Below are 18,297 nucleotides of genomic sequence, written 5' to 3' on the forward strand. Positions count from 1 at the left end.
TTTTCACGGCGGTAACACGGGTTCGAATCCCGTACGGACTATGGTATGTTGCGGTTGAGGCACTTGATGAAAAAAGTTTTAAAAAAGTTTCAAAAAAGTGTTGACAAGCGAAAGCAACTGTGATATACTAATATAGTTGTCGCTTGAGAGAAGTGAGTGACAAAGACCTTTGAAAACTGAACAAGACGAACCAATGTGCAGGGCACTACAACTAAGGTTGTAGTACTGAACAATGAAAAACAATAAATCTGTCAGTGACAGAAATGAGTGAGAACTCAAACTTTTAATGAGAGTTTGATCCTGGCTCAGGACGAACGCTGGCGGCGTGCCTAATACATGCAAGTAGAACGCTGAAGGAGGAGCTTGCTCTTCTGGATGAGTTGCGAACGGGTGAGTAACGCGTAGGTAACCTGCCTGGTAGCGGGGGATAACTATTGGAAACGATAGCTAATACCGCATAATAGTAGATGTTGCATGACATTTGCTTAAAAGGTGCAATTGCATCACTACCAGATGGACCTGCGTTGTATTAGCTAGTTGGTGGGGTAACGGCTCACCAAGGCGACGATACATAGCCGACCTGAGAGGGTGATCGGCCACACTGGGACTGAGACACGGCCCAGACTCCTACGGGAGGCAGCAGTAGGGAATCTTCGGCAATGGACGGAAGTCTGACCGAGCAACGCCGCGTGAGTGAAGAAGGTTTTCGGATCGTAAAGCTCTGTTGTAAGAGAAGAACGAGTGTGAGAGTGGAAAGTTCACACTGTGACGGTATCTTACCAGAAAGGGACGGCTAACTACGTGCCAGCAGCCGCGGTAATACGTAGGTCCCGAGCGTTGTCCGGATTTATTGGGCGTAAAGCGAGCGCAGGCGGTTAGATAAGTCTGAAGTTAAAGGCTGTGGCTTAACCATAGTACGCTTTGGAAACTGTTTAACTTGAGTGCAAGAGGGGAGAGTGGAATTCCATGTGTAGCGGTGAAATGCGTAGATATATGGAGGAACACCGGTGGCGAAAGCGGCTCTCTGGCTTGTAACTGACGCTGAGGCTCGAAAGCGTGGGGAGCAAACAGGATTAGATACCCTGGTAGTCCACGCCGTAAACGATGAGTGCTAGGTGTTAGACCCTTTCCGGGGTTTAGTGCCGCAGCTAACGCATTAAGCACTCCGCCTGGGGAGTACGACCGCAAGGTTGAAACTCAAAGGAATTGACGGGGGCCCGCACAAGCGGTGGAGCATGTGGTTTAATTCGAAGCAACGCGAAGAACCTTACCAGGTCTTGACATCCCTCTGACCGCTCTAGAGATAGAGTTTTCCTTCGGGACAGAGGTGACAGGTGGTGCATGGTTGTCGTCAGCTCGTGTCGTGAGATGTTGGGTTAAGTCCCGCAACGAGCGCAACCCCTATTGTTAGTTGCCATCATTCAGTTGGGCACTCTAGCGAGACTGCCGGTAATAAACCGGAGGAAGGTGGGGATGACGTCAAATCATCATGCCCCTTATGACCTGGGCTACACACGTGCTACAATGGCTGGTACAACGAGTCGCAAGCCGGTGACGGCAAGCTAATCTCTTAAAGCCAGTCTCAGTTCGGATTGTAGGCTGCAACTCGCCTACATGAAGTCGGAATCGCTAGTAATCGCGGATCAGCACGCCGCGGTGAATACGTTCCCGGGCCTTGTACACACCGCCCGTCACACCACGAGAGTTTGTAACACCCGAAGTCGGTGAGGTAACCGTAAGGAGCCAGCCGCCTAAGGTGGGATAGATGATTGGGGTGAAGTCGTAACAAGGTAGCCGTATCGGAAGGTGCGGCTGGATCACCTCCTTTCTAAGGATAAGGAACTGCGCATTGGTCTTGTTTAGTCTTGAGAGGTCTTGTGGGGCCTTAGCTCAGCTGGGAGAGCGCCTGCTTTGCACGCAGGAGGTCAGCGGTTCGATCCCGCTAGGCTCCATTGGTGAGAGATCACCAAGTAATGCACATTGAAAATTGAATATCTATATCAAATAGTAACAAGAAAATAAACCGAAAACGCTGTAGTATTAATAAGAGTTTATGACTGAAAGGTCAAAGAATAAGGTTAAGTTAATAAGGGCGCACGGTGGATGCCTTGGCACTAGGAGCCGAAGAAGGACGTGACAAACGACGATATGCCTTGGGTAGCTGTAAGTAAGCGATGATCCAGGGATTTCCGAATGGGGGAACCCAACAGGTACTACCTGTTACCCACATCTGTTAAGGATGTGAGGAGGAAGACGCAGTGAACTGAAACATCTAAGTAGCTGCAGGAAGAGAAAGCAAAAGCGATTGCCTTAGTAGCGGCGAGCGAAACGGCAGAAGGGCAAACCGAAGAGTTTACTCTTCGGGGTTGTAGGACTGCAATGTGGACTCAAAGATTATAGAAGAATGATTTGGGAAGATCAGCCAAAGAGAGTAATAGCCTCGTATTTAAAATAGTCTTTGTACCTAGCAGTATCCTGAGTACGGCGGGACACGAGAAATCCCGTCGGAATCTGGGAGGACCATCTCCCAACCCTAAATACTCCCTAGTGACCGATAGTGAACCAGTACCGTGAGGGAAAGGTGAAAAGCACCCCGGGAGGGGAGTGAAATAGAACCTGAAACCGTGTGCCTACAACAAGTTCGAGCCCGTTAATGGGTGAGAGCGTGCCTTTTGTAGAATGAACCGGCGAGTTACGTTATGATGCGAGGTTAAGTTGAAGAGACGGAGCCGTAGGGAAACCGAGTCTGAATAGGGCGAATTAGTATCATGACGTAGACCCGAAACCATGTGACCTACCCATGAGCAGGTTGAAGGTGCGGTAAGACGCACTGGAGGACCGAACCAGGGCACGTTGAAAAGTGCTTGGATGACTTGTGGGTAGCGGAGAAATTCCAAACGAACTTGGAGATAGCTGGTTCTCTCCGAAATAGCTTTAGGGCTAGCGTCGACATTAAGATTCTTGGAGGTAGAGCACTGTTTGGGTGAGGGGTCCATCCCGGATTACCAATCTCAGATAAACTCCGAATGCCAATGAATTATGGTCGGCAGTCAGACTGCGAGTGCTAAGATCCGTAGTCGAAAGGGAAACAGCCCAGACCACCAGCTAAGGTCCCAAAATAATTGTTAAGTGGAAAAGGATGTGGGGTTGCACAGACAACTAGGATGTTAGCTTAGAAGCAGCTATTCATTCAAAGAGTGCGTAATAGCTCACTAGTCGAGTGACCCTGCGCCGAAAATGTACCGGGGCTAAAACAATTTACCGAAGCTGTGGATACCTTTATAGGTATGGTAGGAGAGCGTTCTATGTGTGAAGAAGGTGTACCGTGAGGAGTGCTGGAACGCATAGAAGTGAGAATGCCGGTATGAGTAGCGAAAGACAGGTGAGAATCCTGTCCACCGTAAGACTAAGGTTTCCAGGGGAAGGCTCGTCCGCCCTGGGTTAGTCGGGACCTAAGGAGAGACCGAAAGGTGTATCCGATGGACAACAGGTTGATATTCCTGTACTAGAGTATGTAGTGATGGAGGGACGCAGTAGGCTAACTAAAGCAGACGATTGGAAGAGTCTGTCTAAGCAGTGAGGTGTGATATGAGTCAAATGCTTATATCTATAACATTGAGCTGTGATGGGGAGCGAAGTTTAGTAGCGAAGTTAGTGACGTCACACTGCCAAGAAAAGCTTCTAGCGTTTAAACATACTCTACCCGTACCGCAAACCGACACAGGTAGTCGAGGCGAGTAGCCTCAGGTGAGCGAGAGAACTCTCGTTAAGGAACTCGGCAAAATGACCCCGTAACTTCGGGAGAAGGGGTGCTGACTTTAAGTCAGCCGCAGTGAATAGGCCCAAGCAACTGTTTATCAAAAACACAGCTCTCTGCTAAATCGTAAGATGATGTATAGGGGGTGACGCCTGCCCGGTGCTGGAAGGTTAAGAGGAGTGCTTAGCGCAAGCGAAGGTATGAATTGAAGCCCCAGTAAACGGCGGCCGTAACTATAACGGTCCTAAGGTAGCGAAATTCCTTGTCGGGTAAGTTCCGACCCGCACGAAAGGCGTAATGATTTGGGCACTGTCTCAACGAGAGACTCGGTGAAATTTTAGTACCTGTGAAGATGCAGGTTACCCGCGACAGGACGGAAAGACCCCATGGAGCTTTACTGCAGTTTGATATTGAGTGTCTGTACCACATGTACAGGATAGGTAGGAGTCTAAGAGATCGGGACGCCAGTTTCGAAGGAGACGTTGTTGGGATACTACCCTTGTGTTATGGCCACTCTAACCCGGATAGGTGATCCCTATCGGAGACAGTGTCTGACGGGCAGTTTGACTGGGGCGGTCGCCTCCTAAAAGGTAACGGAGGCGCCCAAAGGTTCCCTCAGAATGGTTGGAAATCATTCGCAGAGTGTAAAGGTATAAGGGAGCTTGACTGCGAGAGCTACAACTCGAGCAGGGACGAAAGTCGGGCTTAGTGATCCGGTGGTTCCGTATGGAAGGGCCATCGCTCAACGGATAAAAGCTACCCTGGGGATAACAGGCTTATCTCCCCCAAGAGTTCACATCGACGGGGAGGTTTGGCACCTCGATGTCGGCTCGTCGCATCCTGGGGCTGTAGTCGGTCCCAAGGGTTGGGCTGTTCGCCCATTAAAGCGGCACGCGAGCTGGGTTCAGAACGTCGTGAGACAGTTCGGTCCCTATCCGTCGCGGGCGTAGGAAATTTGAGAGGATCTGCTCCTAGTACGAGAGGACCAGAGTGGACTTACCGCTGGTGTACCAGTTGTCTTGCCAAAGGCATCGCTGGGTAGCTATGTAGGGAAGGGATAAACGCTGAAAGCATCTAAGTGTGAAACCCACCTCAAGATGAGATTTCCCATGATTTTATATCAGTAAGAGCCCTGAGAGATGATCAGGTAGATAGGTTAGAAGTGGAAGTGTGGCGACACATGTAGCGGACTAATACTAATAGCTCGAGGACTTATCCAAAGTAACTGAGAATATGAAAGCGAGAGGTTTTCTTGATTTGAATAGATATTCAATTTTGAGTAGGTATTACTCAGAGTTAAGTGACGATAGCCTAGGAGATACACCTGTACCCATGCCGAACACAGAAGTTAAGCCCTAGAACGCCGGAAGTAGTTGGGGGTTGCCCCCTGTGAGATATGGAAGTCGCTTAGCTTTATTCCGCCATAGCTCAGTTGGTAGTAGCGCATGACTGTTAATCATGATGTCGTAGGTTCGAGTCCTACTGGCGGAGTAGTTAATTAAAGGAGGTTTCAGCCTCTTTTTTGTTATGTAATTAATAATCTAGGCTCTTTTTCAACTGTAGTGGGTTGAAGAAAAGCTAAGCTCGAGAAAGGACACATTTTGTCCTTTCTTTTTTGATATTCAGAGCGATAAAAATCCTTTTTTGAAGTTTTCAAAGTTCCGAAATCCAAAGGCATTTCGCTTGATAAGTTTAATGAGATTATTAGTCGCTTCTAATTTAGCGTTGTAAGTTGTAATATGAAGTCTCTTCAAAGTAGGTAGGAGTTGCATTTTGAACCACTTTACAAATAGGAACTATAAACTCTCCCTCTACTTTTCTTGAAACAATTGAAGTCCGCTCAAAACGCCGTCCGATAATATTTTCATATACTTTCTCCTCTCTAGGAGTCCGTGCATCATAAGGACGATAGAGGTAGGGGGCGATTCCCGTTTCGTCAATATAGTAGATTGGAACTAGAATAGTATGTTACAACTACTAAAAATATTTCTAGAAATTAATTTGACTTTCCTAATCGATTTATTCATCTCTTATTTCAATTTACTAGATATGCATAGCTTTATTATAACATGCGCATTTTAAACTAAGCGACTATACAAAATTAAGCATACCATCAGCTATTATAGATAATGCAAGATTACATAGATTTGAATATCTGATAATATGCGTTTTTCTTATTTTAAGATTTTTTCCTCAGTCTCTTTTAGTATTTAACGCAGTCAATAAGGTTTTTATCAAAGTCTAATTTAGGTAGTAAATTTATTTCTATTCTGTCAACTTTTCCTATTTTTTCTCTTGTTGAGGTTGGTATTTTAACAATTCAGGAGTTATTAATGATTAATTAAAATTTTTTGTTAGAATAAGATCATAAAAAGTAAAGGAGTGTATGCTTATGCTACAAAATATTTATGATCAGATGACTGATTTCTATGACAGTATCGAAGAAGAGTATGCTACTTTCTTTGGTAATAGTTGGGACTGGGAACATTTTCATTTTAAATTTTTGATTTATTATTTAGTTAGATATGGTATTGGGTGTCGTAGGGATTTTATTGTTTACCATTATCGTGTTGCTTATCGTTTGTATCTTGAAAAGATGATAATGAAACAAGGTTTTATTTCTTGTTGAGATAGTCTGAGTTAATTTCCGAACAAATTTACTTTTTTATAGAAAGATAATAATAAATAGCTAGTTATTTTTCTAAATCATTTTTTAATAGTTGGAAATAGCAAATCTTTCTATTGTTTCTTCTTGATAAAAAGTCGATTTTTTCTTATAATAAATTGTAAGATATAATTGCAGGTGAGATTCCTGCCATGTATGTGAGAAAGGAAGAGCCTGAGGGCTCAGACAAGATTATGACTTCAGTTGTTGTTGTAGGTACCCAATGGGGTGATGAAGGTAAAGGGAAGATTACAGATTTCCTTTCAGCGAATGCAGAAGTGATTGCACGTTACCAGGGTGGTGATAATGCAGGTCACACGATTGTGATCGATGGTAAGAAATTTAAGTTGCACTTGATTCCATCTGGAATTTTCTTCCCTGAAAAAATCTCTGTTATTGGGAATGGTATGGTTGTAAATCCTAAATCTCTTGTGAAAGAGTTGAGCTATCTTCATGAGGAGGGTGTGACAACTGATAACTTGCGTATTTCTGATCGCGCGCATGTTATTTTGCCTTATCATATCGAGTTAGACCGTTTGCAAGAAGAGGCTAAGGGCGACAATAAGATTGGTACTACAATCAAGGGAATTGGTCCAGCTTATATGGACAAGGCTGCTCGTGTTGGGATTCGTATCGCCGATCTTTTGGATAAAGATATTTTCCGTGAGCGTTTAGAACGTAACCTTGCTGAAAAGAATCGTCTTTTTGAAAAATTGTATGACAGTAAAGCGATTGCTTTCGATGATATTTTTGAAGAATATTACGAATATGGTCAACAAATCAAGAAATATGTGACAGACACATCTGTCATTTTGAATGATGCGCTTGATAACGGTAAACGTGTGCTTTTTGAAGGTGCACAAGGAGTTATGCTAGATATCGACCAAGGTACTTATCCATTTGTTACGTCATCAAACCCTGTGGCTGGTGGTGTTACGATTGGTTCTGGTGTTGGTCCAAGTAAGATTGACAAGGTTGTTGGTGTATGTAAAGCCTATACGAGTCGTGTAGGAGACGGTCCTTTCCCAACTGAGTTGTTTGATGAAGTGGGAGAACGTATCCGTGAAGTAGGTCATGAATATGGTACAACAACTGGTCGTCCACGTCGTGTAGGTTGGTTTGACTCAGTTGTGATGCGTCATAGCCGTCGTGTTTCTGGTATTACTAACCTTTCATTGAACTCTATCGATGTTTTGAGTGGTTTAGATACAGTGAAAATCTGTGTGGCCTATGATCTTGATGGTCAACGTATTGACTACTATCCAGCTAGTCTTGAGCAATTGAAACGTTGCAAGCCTATCTATGAAGAGTTGCCAGGTTGGTCAGAAGATATTACCGGAGTTCGTAATTTGGAAGATCTTCCTGAGAATGCGCGTAACTACGTTCGTCGTGTGAGTGAATTGGTTGGCGTTCGTATTTCTACTTTCTCAGTGGGTCCTGGTCGTGAACAAACAAATATTTTAGAAAGTGTTTGGTCCTAAGAGATTTTTAAGATTTGTTTAAGATAGGTCGGGTATACTATAGACAGTTACAAGAAGACCTCCTAACTTGTTGTAACAAATATCCTAAACTTTTCTTTTTCATAATAATCTCCCTATAAAGTCACCGCATTCGGTGGCTTTTTTTGTCTTGGGATTCATGATATAATAATAAAACTGACAAGTAGGAAAAGGTAAATTGATGAATTATACAGTTGAAGAAAAAGAAGTCTTTATGAGGGAGGCCTTGAGAGAGGCTGAGATTGCTCTTGAACACGATGAAATTCCAATTGGTTGTGTGATTGTCAAGGACGGAGAAATCATTGGCCGTGGGCATAATGCGCGTGAGGAACTGCAGCGAGCGGTTATGCATGCGGAAATTATGGCCATAGAGAATGCGAACCTAAGTGAGGAGAGCTGGCGCTTGCTGGACTGCACGCTTTTTGTGACCATTGAGCCTTGTGTCATGTGTAGTGGGGCGATTGGACTTGCCCGTATTCCAAACGTGGTCTATGGGGCTAAAAACCAGAAATTTGGCGCTGCTGGGAGTTTGTACGATATCTTGACAGATGAGCGTCTTAACCATCGTGTGGAGGTTGAAACGGGAATTTTGGAAGATGAATGCGCAGCTATTATGCAGGACTTTTTTAGAAATAGACGGAAAAAATAATTTTGCTTTTAAAATGAATAGGAATGTGATATAATAAATAGTGGAGCAACAGTTCTGCGTGAAGCGGGTCAGGGGAGGAATCCAGCAGCCCTAAGCGATTTGAATTGTGTGCTCTTTTTTTCGTGCTTTTTCCGAATAAATAAGATAGAATAATCTAGAATAAATGATAATAGAAAAGAGAAGATGATGAAAATTCGTGGTTTTGAATTGGTTTCTAGTTTTACAGATGAAAATTTATTGCCCAAGCGTGAGACAGCACATGCGGCTGGTTACGACTTAAAGGTTGCTGTGCGTACGGTTATTGCGCCAGGAGAGATTGTCTTGGTTCCGACAGGTGTTAAGGCTTATATGCAGCCGACTGAGGTTCTTTACCTTTATGATCGCTCCTCAAATCCTCGTAAGAAGGGTTTGGTCTTGATTAACTCAGTTGGGGTCATTGATGGGGATTATTATGGAAATCCTGGGAATGAAGGGCATATTTTTGCTCAGATGAAGAATATTACAGATCAAGAAGTTGTTCTTGAAGTTGGGGAACGTGTTGTCCAGGCTGTTTTTGCTCCTTTCTTAATTGCAGATGGAGATGTGGCTGATGGCGTTCGAACTGGTGGATTTGGATCGACTGGGAACTAGGATGAAGATTATCTTTGTACGTCACGGGGAGCCAGATTACCGTGAGTTAGAGGAGCGTTCTTATACGGGATTTGGGATAGATTTGGCGCCTTTGTCTGAGAAGGGACGACTGCAAGCTCAGGAACTGAGCATCAACCCTTTACTCTCTTCAGCAGAAATAATCATATCTTCTGCAGTCACAAGAGCTTTAGAGACTGCTAGCTATGTGACTTGTGCTACGGGACTTCCTTTAAGAGTAGAGACTTTATTACATGAATGGCAGGTCTATGGAACTGGAATAGAAAACTTTGAAACAGCTAGAAGACTGTTTTTAGAAAATAAGGGGGAGTTGTTTCCTAATAGTCCTATTCAATATGAGACAGCTACGGAGATGAAGTCTCGTTTTCTAGAATGCATGGCTAAGTATCGAGAATATCAGACTGTGGTAGTGGTAACTCACAACATGCTCATGCGCCAGTTTGTACCAAATGAGAAGATTGATTTTTGCCAAGTGATTGAGTATGAGTTAGAGATATAGAAAGAGGTTTATCATCGCAAAGAAAAAAGCGACATTTGTATGTCAAAATTGTGGGTATAATTCCCCTAAATATCTGGGACGATGCCCCAACTGTGGGTCTTGGTCTTCTTTTGTAGAAGAGGTTGAGGTTGCCGAGGTCAAGAATGCGCGTGTGTCCTTGACAGGTGAGAAAACCAAGCCCATGAAATTGGCTGAGGTGACTTCAATCAATGTCAATCGAACCAAGACGGAGATGGAGGAATTCAACCGTGTACTTGGAGGCGGAGTGGTACCAGGAAGTCTCGTCCTAATCGGTGGGGATCCTGGAATCGGGAAATCAACCCTTCTCCTACAAGTCTCAACCCAGTTGTCTCAAGTGGGGACAGTTCTCTATGTCAGTGGGGAGGAGTCTGCCCAGCAGATTAAACTACGAGCAGAGCGCTTGGGAGATATTGATAGCGAGTTTTATCTCTATGCAGAGACCAATATGCAGAGTGTTCGAGCTGAGGTGGAGCGCATCCAGCCAGACTTCCTCATCATTGACTCTATCCAGACCATTATGTCTCCTGAGATTTCAGGGGTGCAGGGGTCTGTTTCTCAAGTGCGTGAGGTGACGGCTGAGCTCATGCAACTGGCCAAAACTAATAACATTGCCATCTTTATCGTAGGTCATGTGACCAAGGAAGGAACCTTGGCTGGGCCGAGAATGTTGGAGCATATGGTGGATACGGTGCTTTACTTTGAAGGGGAGCGCCACCATACATTTCGTATTTTGAGAGCGGTCAAAAATCGTTTTGGTTCCACTAATGAGATTGGGATTTTTGAGATGCAGTCGGGCGGTTTGGTTGAGGTACTCAATCCGAGTCAAGTTTTCTTAGAAGAGCGTTTGGATGGGGCGACTGGTTCGTCAATCGTTGTGACTATGGAAGGGACGCGTCCGATTTTGGCGGAGGTTCAGGCCTTGGTGACACCGACCATGTTTGGAAATGCCAAGCGTACGACGACAGGACTTGATTTTAATCGTGCTAGCTTGATTATGGCTGTTTTGGAAAAGCGGGCAGGGCTTCTCTTGCAAAATCAGGATGCCTATCTCAAATCTGCTGGCGGTGTCAAATTGGACGAACCTGCCATTGACTTAGCCGTTGCTGTTGCCATTGCTTCGAGCTATAAAGACAAGCAAACCAATCCTCAGGAATGTTTTGTAGGAGAACTAGGTTTGACTGGAGAAATTCGGCGCGTAAATCGTATCGAACAACGCATTAACGAAGCTGCTAAACTGGGATTTACTAAGATTTATGTACCTAAGAATTCCTTGACAGGAATCACTCCGCCCAAGGAAATTCAGGTCATTGGGGTGACAACGATTCAGGAAGTTTTGAAAAAGGTCTTTGCATAATCCGTGACAAATCCTCTTAAAAATGATAAGATAGGAGAAATATTTGACTATCAAATTTTCAAGGAGGGAATCGTGTCGTATTTTGAACAGTTTATGCAAGCCAATCAGGCTTATGTTGCTCTACATGGGCAGTTAAATCTGCCACTTAAACCCAAAACAAGAGTTGCCATTGTGACCTGTATGGACTCTCGTTTGCACGTTGCGCAAGCTCTAGGTTTGGCACTTGGGGATGCTCATATCTTGCGGAATGCAGGTGGCCGAGTGACTGAGGACATGATTCGTTCGCTGGTTATTTCCCAGCAACAAATGGGGACAAGAGAGATCGTGGTGTTGCACCATACAGACTGTGGTGCTCAGACTTTTGAAAATGGTCCTTTTCAGGAGTATTTAAAAGAGGAACTAGGTGTCGATGTGTCAGACCAGGACTTCTTGCCCTTCCAAGATATAGAGGAGAGTGTACGCGAGGATATGCAACTCCTTATCGATTCTCTCCTAATCCCAGACGATGTCATTATCTCTGGTGCCATTTATGATGTAGATACAGGAAGTATGACGGTTGTAGAATTGTAAAAATTCCATTTAGAAAGAAAGTGTATGAAGAAAAACAGCATTTTATTTATTTTTATCTTATTGCTATGTATTGGTTTGCAGTATGAAACTATCTACTATACTGACGGTTCGATGTCAGGTGCGGAATATGGACTAATGGGAGTTTCTATCTTTCTAGCTCTCTTTTACATGATTCCGGCTCTTTATTTCCTTTTCCGTATTGGGAAAAAATGGGAATTACCAAAGAAGGCCTTGATTCTGTCTTTATTGGGTGGGATGTTCCTTTCAGGCTGGTTGTCTAGCTTTGCGAATACCTATATCCATGATTTGCTGGGCGTTCTTTTCCCAGATAGTGCATTTTTAAATGCCTTTGAAAGTGCGATTGTGGCTCCTTTAGTAGAAGAACCCTTGAAATTATTGCCACTTGTTTTTGTTTTGGCTTTGGTTCCTGTGCGAAAATTAAAATCTTTGTTTTTACTTGGGATTGCTTCAGGTTTGGGATTCCAAATGATTGAGGATATTGGCTACATTCGTACGGATTTGCCAGAGGGCTTTGACTTTACTATTTCGAGGATTTTAGAGCGTATCATCTCAGGAATTGCCTCTCACTGGACTTTTTCAGGCCTGGCTGTAGTAGGTGTTTACTTGCTTTACAGAGCATATAAAGGGCAGAAGGTTGGCAAGAAACAGGGGCTTATTTTCCTAGGTTTAGCCTTGGGAACTCACTTCTTGTTTAATTCTCCTTTTGTAGAATTAGAGACAGAGTTGCCTTTAGCGATTCCAGTGGTTACGGCTATTGCTCTCTATGGTTTTTATCAGGCTTATCGCATTGTTGAGAAGCACAATGAGTTGATGAACTAGAATATTTTTTAAAAGAATGATGCAAGGGTACAAATATGGTGCCCTTCTTTTATTTTTGATTGAAAAATAGTGCAAAAAGCGCTACAATGGTAGATGGAAAATCTTGTGAAAAGCACAAGCGATACATATATACCGGAGGAAATCATGTCTTTTTCTGATTTAAAGCTGTTTGCCCTTTCTTCTAATAAAGAATTGGCAGAACGTGTGGCGCAGGAGATTGGGATAGAGTTGGGGAAATCAAGTGTTCGCCAATTTTCAGATGGAGAGATTCAGGTCAACATCGAAGAATCAATCCGTGGGAAACACGTCTTTATCCTACAATCAACTAGTTCGCCTGTAAATGACAATCTGCTTGAAATTTTGATTATGGTAGATGCTTTGAAGCGTGCGAGTGCAGAATCTGTCAATGTTGTCATGCCTTACTATGGGTATGCACGTCAGGATAGAAAGGCGAGAGCGCGTGAGCCAATCACTTCAAAACTTGTCGCAAATATGCTTGAAGTAGCTGGAGTGGATCGTTTATTGACCATCGACTTGCATGCTGCGCAGATTCAAGGATTCTTTGATATTCCTGTGGATCACTTAATGGGAGCTCCTCTGATTGCGGATTATTTTGAGCGTCGTGGTATGGTTGGTTCTGACTATGTGGTTGTCAGCCCAGACCATGGAGGGGTGACTCGTGCCCGTAAGTTGGCAGAATTTTTGAAAACATCTATCGCTATTATTGATAAACGTCGTAGTGTTGATAAGATGAATACCAGTGAAGTCATGAACATTATCGGTAAGGTCGAAGGCAAGACTTGTATCTTGATTGATGATATGATTGATACGGCTGGAACGATTTGTCACGCGGCAGATGCCCTTGCAGAAGCTGGTGCTGTTGAAGTCTATGCAAGCTGTACGCACCCAGTTCTTTCTGGTCCTGCTATGGACAATATCCAAAATTCAGCTATTAAGAAATTGGTTGTTTTGGATACCATCTATCTGCCAGAAGAGCGTTTGATTGATAAGATTGAGCAAATTTCAATCGCTCATCTCCTAGGGGATGCTATTGTGCGTATCCATGAAAAACGCCCACTTTCTCCACTTTTCAGTATTGAGAAAAAGATTTAATGACCAAGCCTGAGATAATTCTCAGGTTTTTTTCGTCTCTTTTGCGAATAAATAGATAGTAACAGTGAATCTAGGAAATCTAGATTAAAAAATGTGCTATAATGAAAGGAGAAAGAGTATGGCATTACGTCATCCGGGCATCAGCCCAACCAATGACTTGGTAGCTAAGAAAATCTTTAGCAATCCAGAAATCACTTGTCAATTTATTCGCGATATGTTGGATTTACCAGCCAAAAATGTAACCATTTTGGAGGGAAGTAACATTCACGTCTTGCCTTCCGTACCTTACTCGGCCCAGGATTTCTATACTAGTATAGACGTCTTGGCGGAGCTAGATAATGGAACGCAAGTAATTATTGAAATCCAAGTTCATCATCAGAATTTTTTCATCAATCGCCTGTGGGCTTATTTGTGTAGCCAGGTCAATCAAAACCTTGAAAAAGTTCGCCAACAAGAAGGCAATACTCATCAAAGTTACAAACACATCGCACCTGTTTACGCTATCGCAATTGTGGACAGTAATTACTTCTCAGATGATTTGGCTTTCCACAGCTTTAGTATGCGCGAGGACACGACAGGTGAGGTTTTAACTATCACAACTAATGGACAAGAAAACCATTTGGTTAAGATGGCGTTCTTGGAATTAAAAAAATACAGAGAAACCAGCAAAGACGAGGTTCGCAAGCCGTGGTTGGAGTTTTTCGGTAATAAGCCCTTTACCCAGCAACCCGAGCGAGCCATCAGCCAAGCAGACCAACTGCTGGACTATAAGAGCTGGTCTGAGGAGGACAGGAAAATGTTTAGTCAACTACGTATGCGCGAAGAACAGGCGTTATTGGCTCAGGATTATGCCTTGGAACAAGCTGAAGAAAAAGGCTTAGAACGTGGGAAACTCTTTGCCTTCCTGGATATGGTCCGCCAAGGTCTTCTGACATCTGAGGTAGCTAGCCAGCAATTGGGCATGACAGTCGCTGAGTTTGAGGCGTTGTTGTAAGACTAGCACTAATAGTCAAGATGGCATTCTTGGAACTAAAAAAATACAGAGAAACCAGCAAAGATAGGATTCGCAAGCCGTGGTTGGAGTTTTTCGGGAATAACCCCTTTACCCAGCACCCCCAGCGAGCCATCAGACAGGCAGATCAACTGCTAGACTATAAGAGCTGGTCCGAGGAGGACAGGAAAATGTTTAGTCAACTACGTATGCGCGAAGAACAGGCGTTATTGGCTCAGGATTATGCCTTGGAACAAGCTGAAGAAAAAGGCTTAGAGCGTGGAAAAGTTGAGGGACAAATCTTTACCTTTCTAGATTTAGTACGCCAACATGTTCTGACTTCCGAGATAGCTAGCCAGCAATTAGGTATGACAGTAGCTGAGTTTGAGGCTTTACTGTGAGTTCGATCTTTCATCTAATAGTAGGAAGTTTATGAAATGGAAAGTGTTATCCAAATACTTGCCGTTTTTACTTGACTTTTACAAGGGTTTGTAAGATAATACCAAGGAAGTAAGTTCTGTCTAACTATCTGTATACTTTGGATATAAAAGCTATCATCTGAGGGATGAGTGTTTGCGAAATGTCAACTTGGAGGCTAGAGTCTTTCAGGGGAATTTTTTCGCGAGTAAGTTTTCTTCTCCTTTTTTCTAAGAAATAGGTAAAAAGTTTAAAAAACATAAGAAAACCCTTGACAAATTCTGCAAATATTTATATACTGTATGGTAGTAAGATAGTCTTACGAAAATAATATAAAGAAAAAAGAAGGAGATAAAACGATGAAAAAAGTTTTATTGACAAGCGCAGCAGTTGTAGCTGCAGCAGCAGCTCTTAACGCAGCTCCAGTTCATGCATATGGCAACTGGTCAGGATGGGATGGTAGTGCAGGAAACCCAACACACCACGATGGTGTAGTTGCTCCAGCTAACCAATACAAACCAGCTAAACCAGTTACTAACCCACGTGGTTCTAACGACAACGGTTACGGTACTCCAACACATACACAAGGTACAGTTACTGTAACAATTATCGATCTTTCAACTGGTAAACCAGTAGCAGGTGCTACTGTTGATTTCAATGCTGGTGGTAAAGTTTCATCAGTAACAACAGATGCTAATGGTGTTGCTAAATTGGCAGATGTTAAACCAGGTACAGCCGTTGCGTATCGTTTGAATGTTCCAGCTGGATATGCAGAAGACTCATACAATGGTCATGTTACAGCCGTTGCTGGTGATGTTCCTGCAACATTCTCAATTCGCCCAGCAACAGTTCAAAACAACCGCAACACAATTCATCCAGCACAACCAGGTCAATCATATGGTGAAGTAGTTAAATCAGCATGGGTTAAAGATGATAAAGGTCAATGGAACTATCTTGTTGATGAACAAGGAACTAAAGCTACTGGTTGGAAACAAATTGATGGCAAATGGTACTTCTTTAACGCTGAAGGCGCAATGCAAAAATGGTGGGTTAAAGTTGGTAACACTTGGTACTACCTAAACGGTTCAGGTGAAATGCAAACAGGTTGGTTGTTTGACGGTGGTAAATGGTACTTCCTTGAAGCATCAGGTGCTATGAAAGCTAGCCAATGGTTCCAAGTAAAAGACAAATGGTACCACGTTGACGGTTCAGGTGCATTGTCAGTAAACACTACTGTAGATGGTTACACTGTAAACGGAAACGGTGAATGGGTTTAATTTTAAATAATTGAATCATAACAGGAGAGAAATCTCCTGTTTTTTTGACTTTAAACAATGGTAGTGGGTTGAGTTTTGTCTATATGACTGGATGGCAAAAAATTGATTGTAAGACCTACTACTTTGAAACTGAAGGCTTCAAGCAGTTGGAATTGGTAAAAGTTGCTGATAAGACTTATTATTTCGTTGAAAATGGTGAGAAGAAAACTGGATTTATCAAAATAGATGAAAAAACTTACTATCTAAAAGATGGTGTTCTGACACCAAATATTGCTGTAATTGATGGTAAAAAATTCTTTATTGATAATAAGGGAAATCGCTCTGTTGGATGGAAGAAAATTGACGGTGACTGGTATTATTTCTCTAAAGAAGATGGAATGAAGACAGGTTGGCTGAAAGATGGTTCATGGTATTACTTGGATGAAACTGGTGTGATGAGAACTGGTTGGAAACAAGTTGATGGCAATTGGTATTATTTAAACGATTTAGGTGCCATGCAAACTGGTTGGAAACTTATAAATGGTAGTTGGTACCATCTCGACAGTTTAGGTAAAATGAGTACTAGATGGATAAAAGAAAATGGTACATGGTATTATCTAGATGGCTCAGGTGCTATGCAGACAGGTTGGAAACTTGTAGATGGTAAGTGGTATTATCTTAATAATTCAGGTGCCATGAAAACTGGCTGGTTGAAACAAGGTGGTACATGGTATTATCTTGATGGTTCAGGCGCTATGAAGACAGGCTGGTTCAAAGTAGATGGTAAGTGGTACTATGCTTATAGCTCAGGTGCCCTGGCTGTCAGCACTACAATCAATGGTTACACAGTAAACGCCAACGGTGAGTGGGTGTAATGGATATAATAAAGAAATAAGGGGAAATTCCTCTTATTTTTTTGTCAATAGGGATGTTATTTGTTGGAAAAAAATTGAAAAAGTGTTGACAAAGGTGTTGACAAAATATCAAAAGATTACTACACTAGTGATAGGGATTATATTTAGTCTCATATTTTTTGAATAGGATTAAATAAATGAATATAATTGAGCCATTAAAAGAATTTTTTGGGTATGATGTTCCATTGGGAGTCTGTATCATAGTAGCGTTAGGTGCTTATTATTTTGTTTTTAAATTACAAGAAGAAAGACGGAAAGATTATAAGACGACCTTTAACAGTCAAGCCAAGGTGATTGAAGAGCTCAATAAAATAATTGTTAATAGAGATAAGAGAATTAACGATTTAGAAAAATGTTTCATAATAAAAGGAGGTAGAATAATATGGGTACAATTTTATTTTTAATTATTGTTGTATTACTTGGTTTCTTTTTCTATCTACAAGATACAAAAAAACATAAGAAAATGTTTGTATATAATCTTCTATACACACTTTTCCAAGAAAAATATATAATAAAAGACATGATTTGTGAATACGAAGAGAAATATCCAGCTTTAACTAAAGTTGTATTGTCTTTTGTAGAGACACAGTCAGATGTTTCAACGATAGTGAAAAATTCGAAAAAAGTTGAGGGTTCTCTGAAGCAACAGTTAGATAAAGAAATAGATGAAATAATTGCATCCAAAAAAAATCCTGAATTATTGCGAGTAATGCATTGGTATTTCTTAGCTTGTATTACAATCTCAACTCTTCGAACTCACGATAATATAGATATAATCAAGAAAGATTCTATCGATTTCGAAGAAGGTGCAATATCTAAATCCGATTTAAAAGGCAATTATTGTTTTGCGTAATTATATAGAGGCTGAGAAAAAATTCACTTCTAAATATCAAAAAATAAAGATTATACTTGATACATTAAAAAAGATTGGTATAATAGATTCATCAAATAAAAATTTTAAATTTTTGACGGGGCAGCGGTAAGACGGTGTCCTATTTTTTGTGGCATATAATCGCGTGAGGGCTTTGTTGGATAGCATAAAATAAAAAGTGAACAGGATAGTATTTTAGTCCTGTTCACTTTTATGTTATTAGTTATTGTATG

The 18,297-nt window shown here is 42.2% G+C and carries 13 protein-coding genes, 2 tRNA genes, 3 rRNA genes, 1 other RNA gene and 3 pseudogenes; 21 read left to right on the plus strand and 1 reads right to left on the minus strand.

Translation table 11 applies throughout. The features are described 5' to 3' along the window. Positions 1-282: 282 nt before the first annotated feature. From SK608_RS00105 to SK608_RS00125, 5 genes are all read left to right on the plus strand, one after another. Positions 283-1,828 (plus strand): 16S ribosomal RNA (locus SK608_RS00105). Between the two features lie 51 nt (positions 1,829-1,879). Then, positions 1,880-1,952, plus strand: a tRNA-Ala gene (locus SK608_RS00110). Positions 1,953-2,076: 124 nt separating this feature from the next. Continuing rightward, positions 2,077-4,977: ribosomal RNA gene (locus tag SK608_RS00115) — 23S ribosomal RNA — on the plus strand. 76 nt (positions 4,978-5,053) lie between these two features. Then, positions 5,054-5,169: ribosomal RNA gene (rrf, locus tag SK608_RS00120) — 5S ribosomal RNA — on the plus strand. Together the 16S, 23S and 5S rRNA genes with 2 tRNA genes alongside form the textbook arrangement of a ribosomal RNA operon. Before the next feature lie 5 nt (positions 5,170-5,174). After that, positions 5,175-5,248: transfer RNA gene (locus SK608_RS00125), tRNA-Asn, on the plus strand. Positions 5,249-5,335: 87 nt separating this feature from the next. Here the strand turns inward: SK608_RS00125 and SK608_RS10410 are convergent. Further along, a pseudogene (locus SK608_RS10410) lies at positions 5,336-5,484 on the minus strand (transposase); the annotation flags it as partial. Positions 5,485-6,149: 665 nt separating this feature from the next. Between SK608_RS10410 and comW the strand changes: the two are divergent. The 16 genes and pseudogenes from comW (at position 6,150) to SK608_RS00200 (ending at position 18,046) form a co-directional block, all read left to right on the plus strand. Beyond that, on the plus strand, positions 6,150-6,386 hold the full coding sequence (gene comW, locus SK608_RS00130; RefSeq protein ID WP_000940045.1) for a sigma(X)-activator ComW: 237 nt from the start codon (positions 6,150-6,152) through the stop codon (positions 6,384-6,386). 230 nt (positions 6,387-6,616) lie between these two features. Then, entirely contained in the window at positions 6,617-7,903 is a 1,287-nt protein-coding gene (locus SK608_RS00135; protein WP_001832534.1) for an adenylosuccinate synthase, read from the plus strand. A 199-nt stretch (positions 7,904-8,102) separates the two neighbouring features. Then, entirely contained in the window at positions 8,103-8,570 is a 468-nt protein-coding gene (gene tadA / locus SK608_RS00140) for a tRNA adenosine(34) deaminase TadA (protein ID WP_001110112.1), read from the plus strand. A gap of 32 nt (positions 8,571-8,602) precedes the next feature. Then, an RNA gene (ffs, locus tag SK608_RS10420) (signal recognition particle sRNA small type) lies at positions 8,603-8,700 on the plus strand. Between the two features lie 56 nt (positions 8,701-8,756). Beyond that, positions 8,757-9,200 (plus strand): dUTP diphosphatase, encoded by a 444-nt coding sequence (locus SK608_RS00145; RefSeq protein WP_033675605.1) that lies wholly within the window; start codon positions 8,757-8,759, stop codon positions 9,198-9,200. Between the two features lies 1 nt (position 9,201). Next, positions 9,202-9,717: a histidine phosphatase family protein gene (locus SK608_RS00150; RefSeq protein ID WP_033675607.1), complete on the plus strand. Its 516-nt coding sequence runs from the start codon at positions 9,202-9,204 to the stop codon at positions 9,715-9,717. A 13-nt stretch (positions 9,718-9,730) separates the two neighbouring features. After that, the gene (radA, locus tag SK608_RS00155) at positions 9,731-11,092 is read left to right on the plus strand and encodes a DNA repair protein RadA (RefSeq protein ID WP_082242370.1); all 1,362 of its coding nucleotides are present in this window, start codon (positions 9,731-9,733) and stop codon (positions 11,090-11,092) included. Positions 11,093-11,164: 72 nt separating this feature from the next. Continuing rightward, on the plus strand, positions 11,165-11,662 hold the full coding sequence (locus tag SK608_RS00160) for a beta-class carbonic anhydrase (RefSeq protein WP_033675609.1): 498 nt from the start codon (positions 11,165-11,167) through the stop codon (positions 11,660-11,662). A gap of 24 nt (positions 11,663-11,686) precedes the next feature. Continuing rightward, on the plus strand, positions 11,687-12,502 hold the full coding sequence (locus SK608_RS00165) for a PrsW family intramembrane metalloprotease (RefSeq protein ID WP_033675611.1): 816 nt from the start codon (positions 11,687-11,689) through the stop codon (positions 12,500-12,502). Between the two features lie 144 nt (positions 12,503-12,646). Further along, the gene (locus tag SK608_RS00170; protein WP_000010160.1) at positions 12,647-13,615 is read left to right on the plus strand and encodes a ribose-phosphate diphosphokinase; all 969 of its coding nucleotides are present in this window, start codon (positions 12,647-12,649) and stop codon (positions 13,613-13,615) included. A 118-nt stretch (positions 13,616-13,733) separates the two neighbouring features. Further along, positions 13,734-14,609 carry an Rpn family recombination-promoting nuclease/putative transposase gene (locus tag SK608_RS00175; protein WP_033675613.1) on the plus strand — a complete coding sequence of 292 codons (876 nt, stop codon included), beginning with the start codon at positions 13,734-13,736 and terminating at the stop codon, positions 14,607-14,609. 11 nt (positions 14,610-14,620) lie between these two features. After that, a pseudogene (locus SK608_RS10425) lies at positions 14,621-15,007 on the plus strand (Rpn family recombination-promoting nuclease/putative transposase); the annotation flags it as partial. 375 nt (positions 15,008-15,382) lie between these two features. After that, positions 15,383-16,300 (plus strand): carboxypeptidase-like regulatory domain-containing protein, encoded by a 918-nt coding sequence (locus tag SK608_RS12015; protein WP_033675617.1) that lies wholly within the window; start codon positions 15,383-15,385, stop codon positions 16,298-16,300. 83 nt (positions 16,301-16,383) lie between these two features. Beyond that, a pseudogene (locus SK608_RS00190) lies at positions 16,384-17,154 on the plus strand (PspC family transcriptional regulator); the annotation flags it as partial. Positions 17,155-17,330: 176 nt separating this feature from the next. Then, the gene (locus SK608_RS00195; RefSeq protein WP_033675619.1) at positions 17,331-17,597 is read left to right on the plus strand and encodes a hypothetical protein; all 267 of its coding nucleotides are present in this window, start codon (positions 17,331-17,333) and stop codon (positions 17,595-17,597) included. Further along, positions 17,576-18,046 carry a hypothetical protein gene (locus SK608_RS00200; RefSeq protein WP_033675621.1) on the plus strand — a complete coding sequence of 157 codons (471 nt, stop codon included), beginning with the start codon at positions 17,576-17,578 and terminating at the stop codon, positions 18,044-18,046. The genes SK608_RS00195 and SK608_RS00200 overlap by 22 nt, the downstream gene beginning before the upstream one ends. The last annotated feature ends 251 nt before the right edge of the window (positions 18,047-18,297 follow it).

Source organism: Streptococcus mitis subsp. hohhotensis (genome assembly GCF_000722775.1).
Classification (GTDB): Bacteria; Bacillota; Bacilli; order Lactobacillales; family Streptococcaceae; genus Streptococcus; species Streptococcus carlssonii.

Coding starts and splice junctions, on each gene's coding strand:
- comW (WP_000940045.1), top strand. CDS start 6,150: ATGCTACAAAATATTTATGATCAGATGACTGATTTCTATGACAGTATC.
- SK608_RS00135 (WP_001832534.1), top strand. CDS start 6,617: ATGACTTCAGTTGTTGTTGTAGGTACCCAATGGGGTGATGAAGGTAAA.
- tadA (WP_001110112.1), top strand. CDS start 8,103: ATGAATTATACAGTTGAAGAAAAAGAAGTCTTTATGAGGGAGGCCTTG.
- SK608_RS00145 (WP_033675605.1), top strand. CDS start 8,757: ATGAAAATTCGTGGTTTTGAATTGGTTTCTAGTTTTACAGATGAAAAT.
- SK608_RS00150 (WP_033675607.1), top strand. CDS start 9,202: ATGAAGATTATCTTTGTACGTCACGGGGAGCCAGATTACCGTGAGTTA.
- SK608_RS00165 (WP_033675611.1), top strand. CDS start 11,687: ATGAAGAAAAACAGCATTTTATTTATTTTTATCTTATTGCTATGTATT.
- SK608_RS00170 (WP_000010160.1), top strand. CDS start 12,647: ATGTCTTTTTCTGATTTAAAGCTGTTTGCCCTTTCTTCTAATAAAGAA.
- SK608_RS00175 (WP_033675613.1), top strand. CDS start 13,734: ATGGCATTACGTCATCCGGGCATCAGCCCAACCAATGACTTGGTAGCT.
- SK608_RS12015 (WP_033675617.1), top strand. CDS start 15,383: ATGAAAAAAGTTTTATTGACAAGCGCAGCAGTTGTAGCTGCAGCAGCA.
- SK608_RS00195 (WP_033675619.1), top strand. CDS start 17,331: ATGAATATAATTGAGCCATTAAAAGAATTTTTTGGGTATGATGTTCCA.
- SK608_RS00200 (WP_033675621.1), top strand. CDS start 17,576: ATGGGTACAATTTTATTTTTAATTATTGTTGTATTACTTGGTTTCTTT.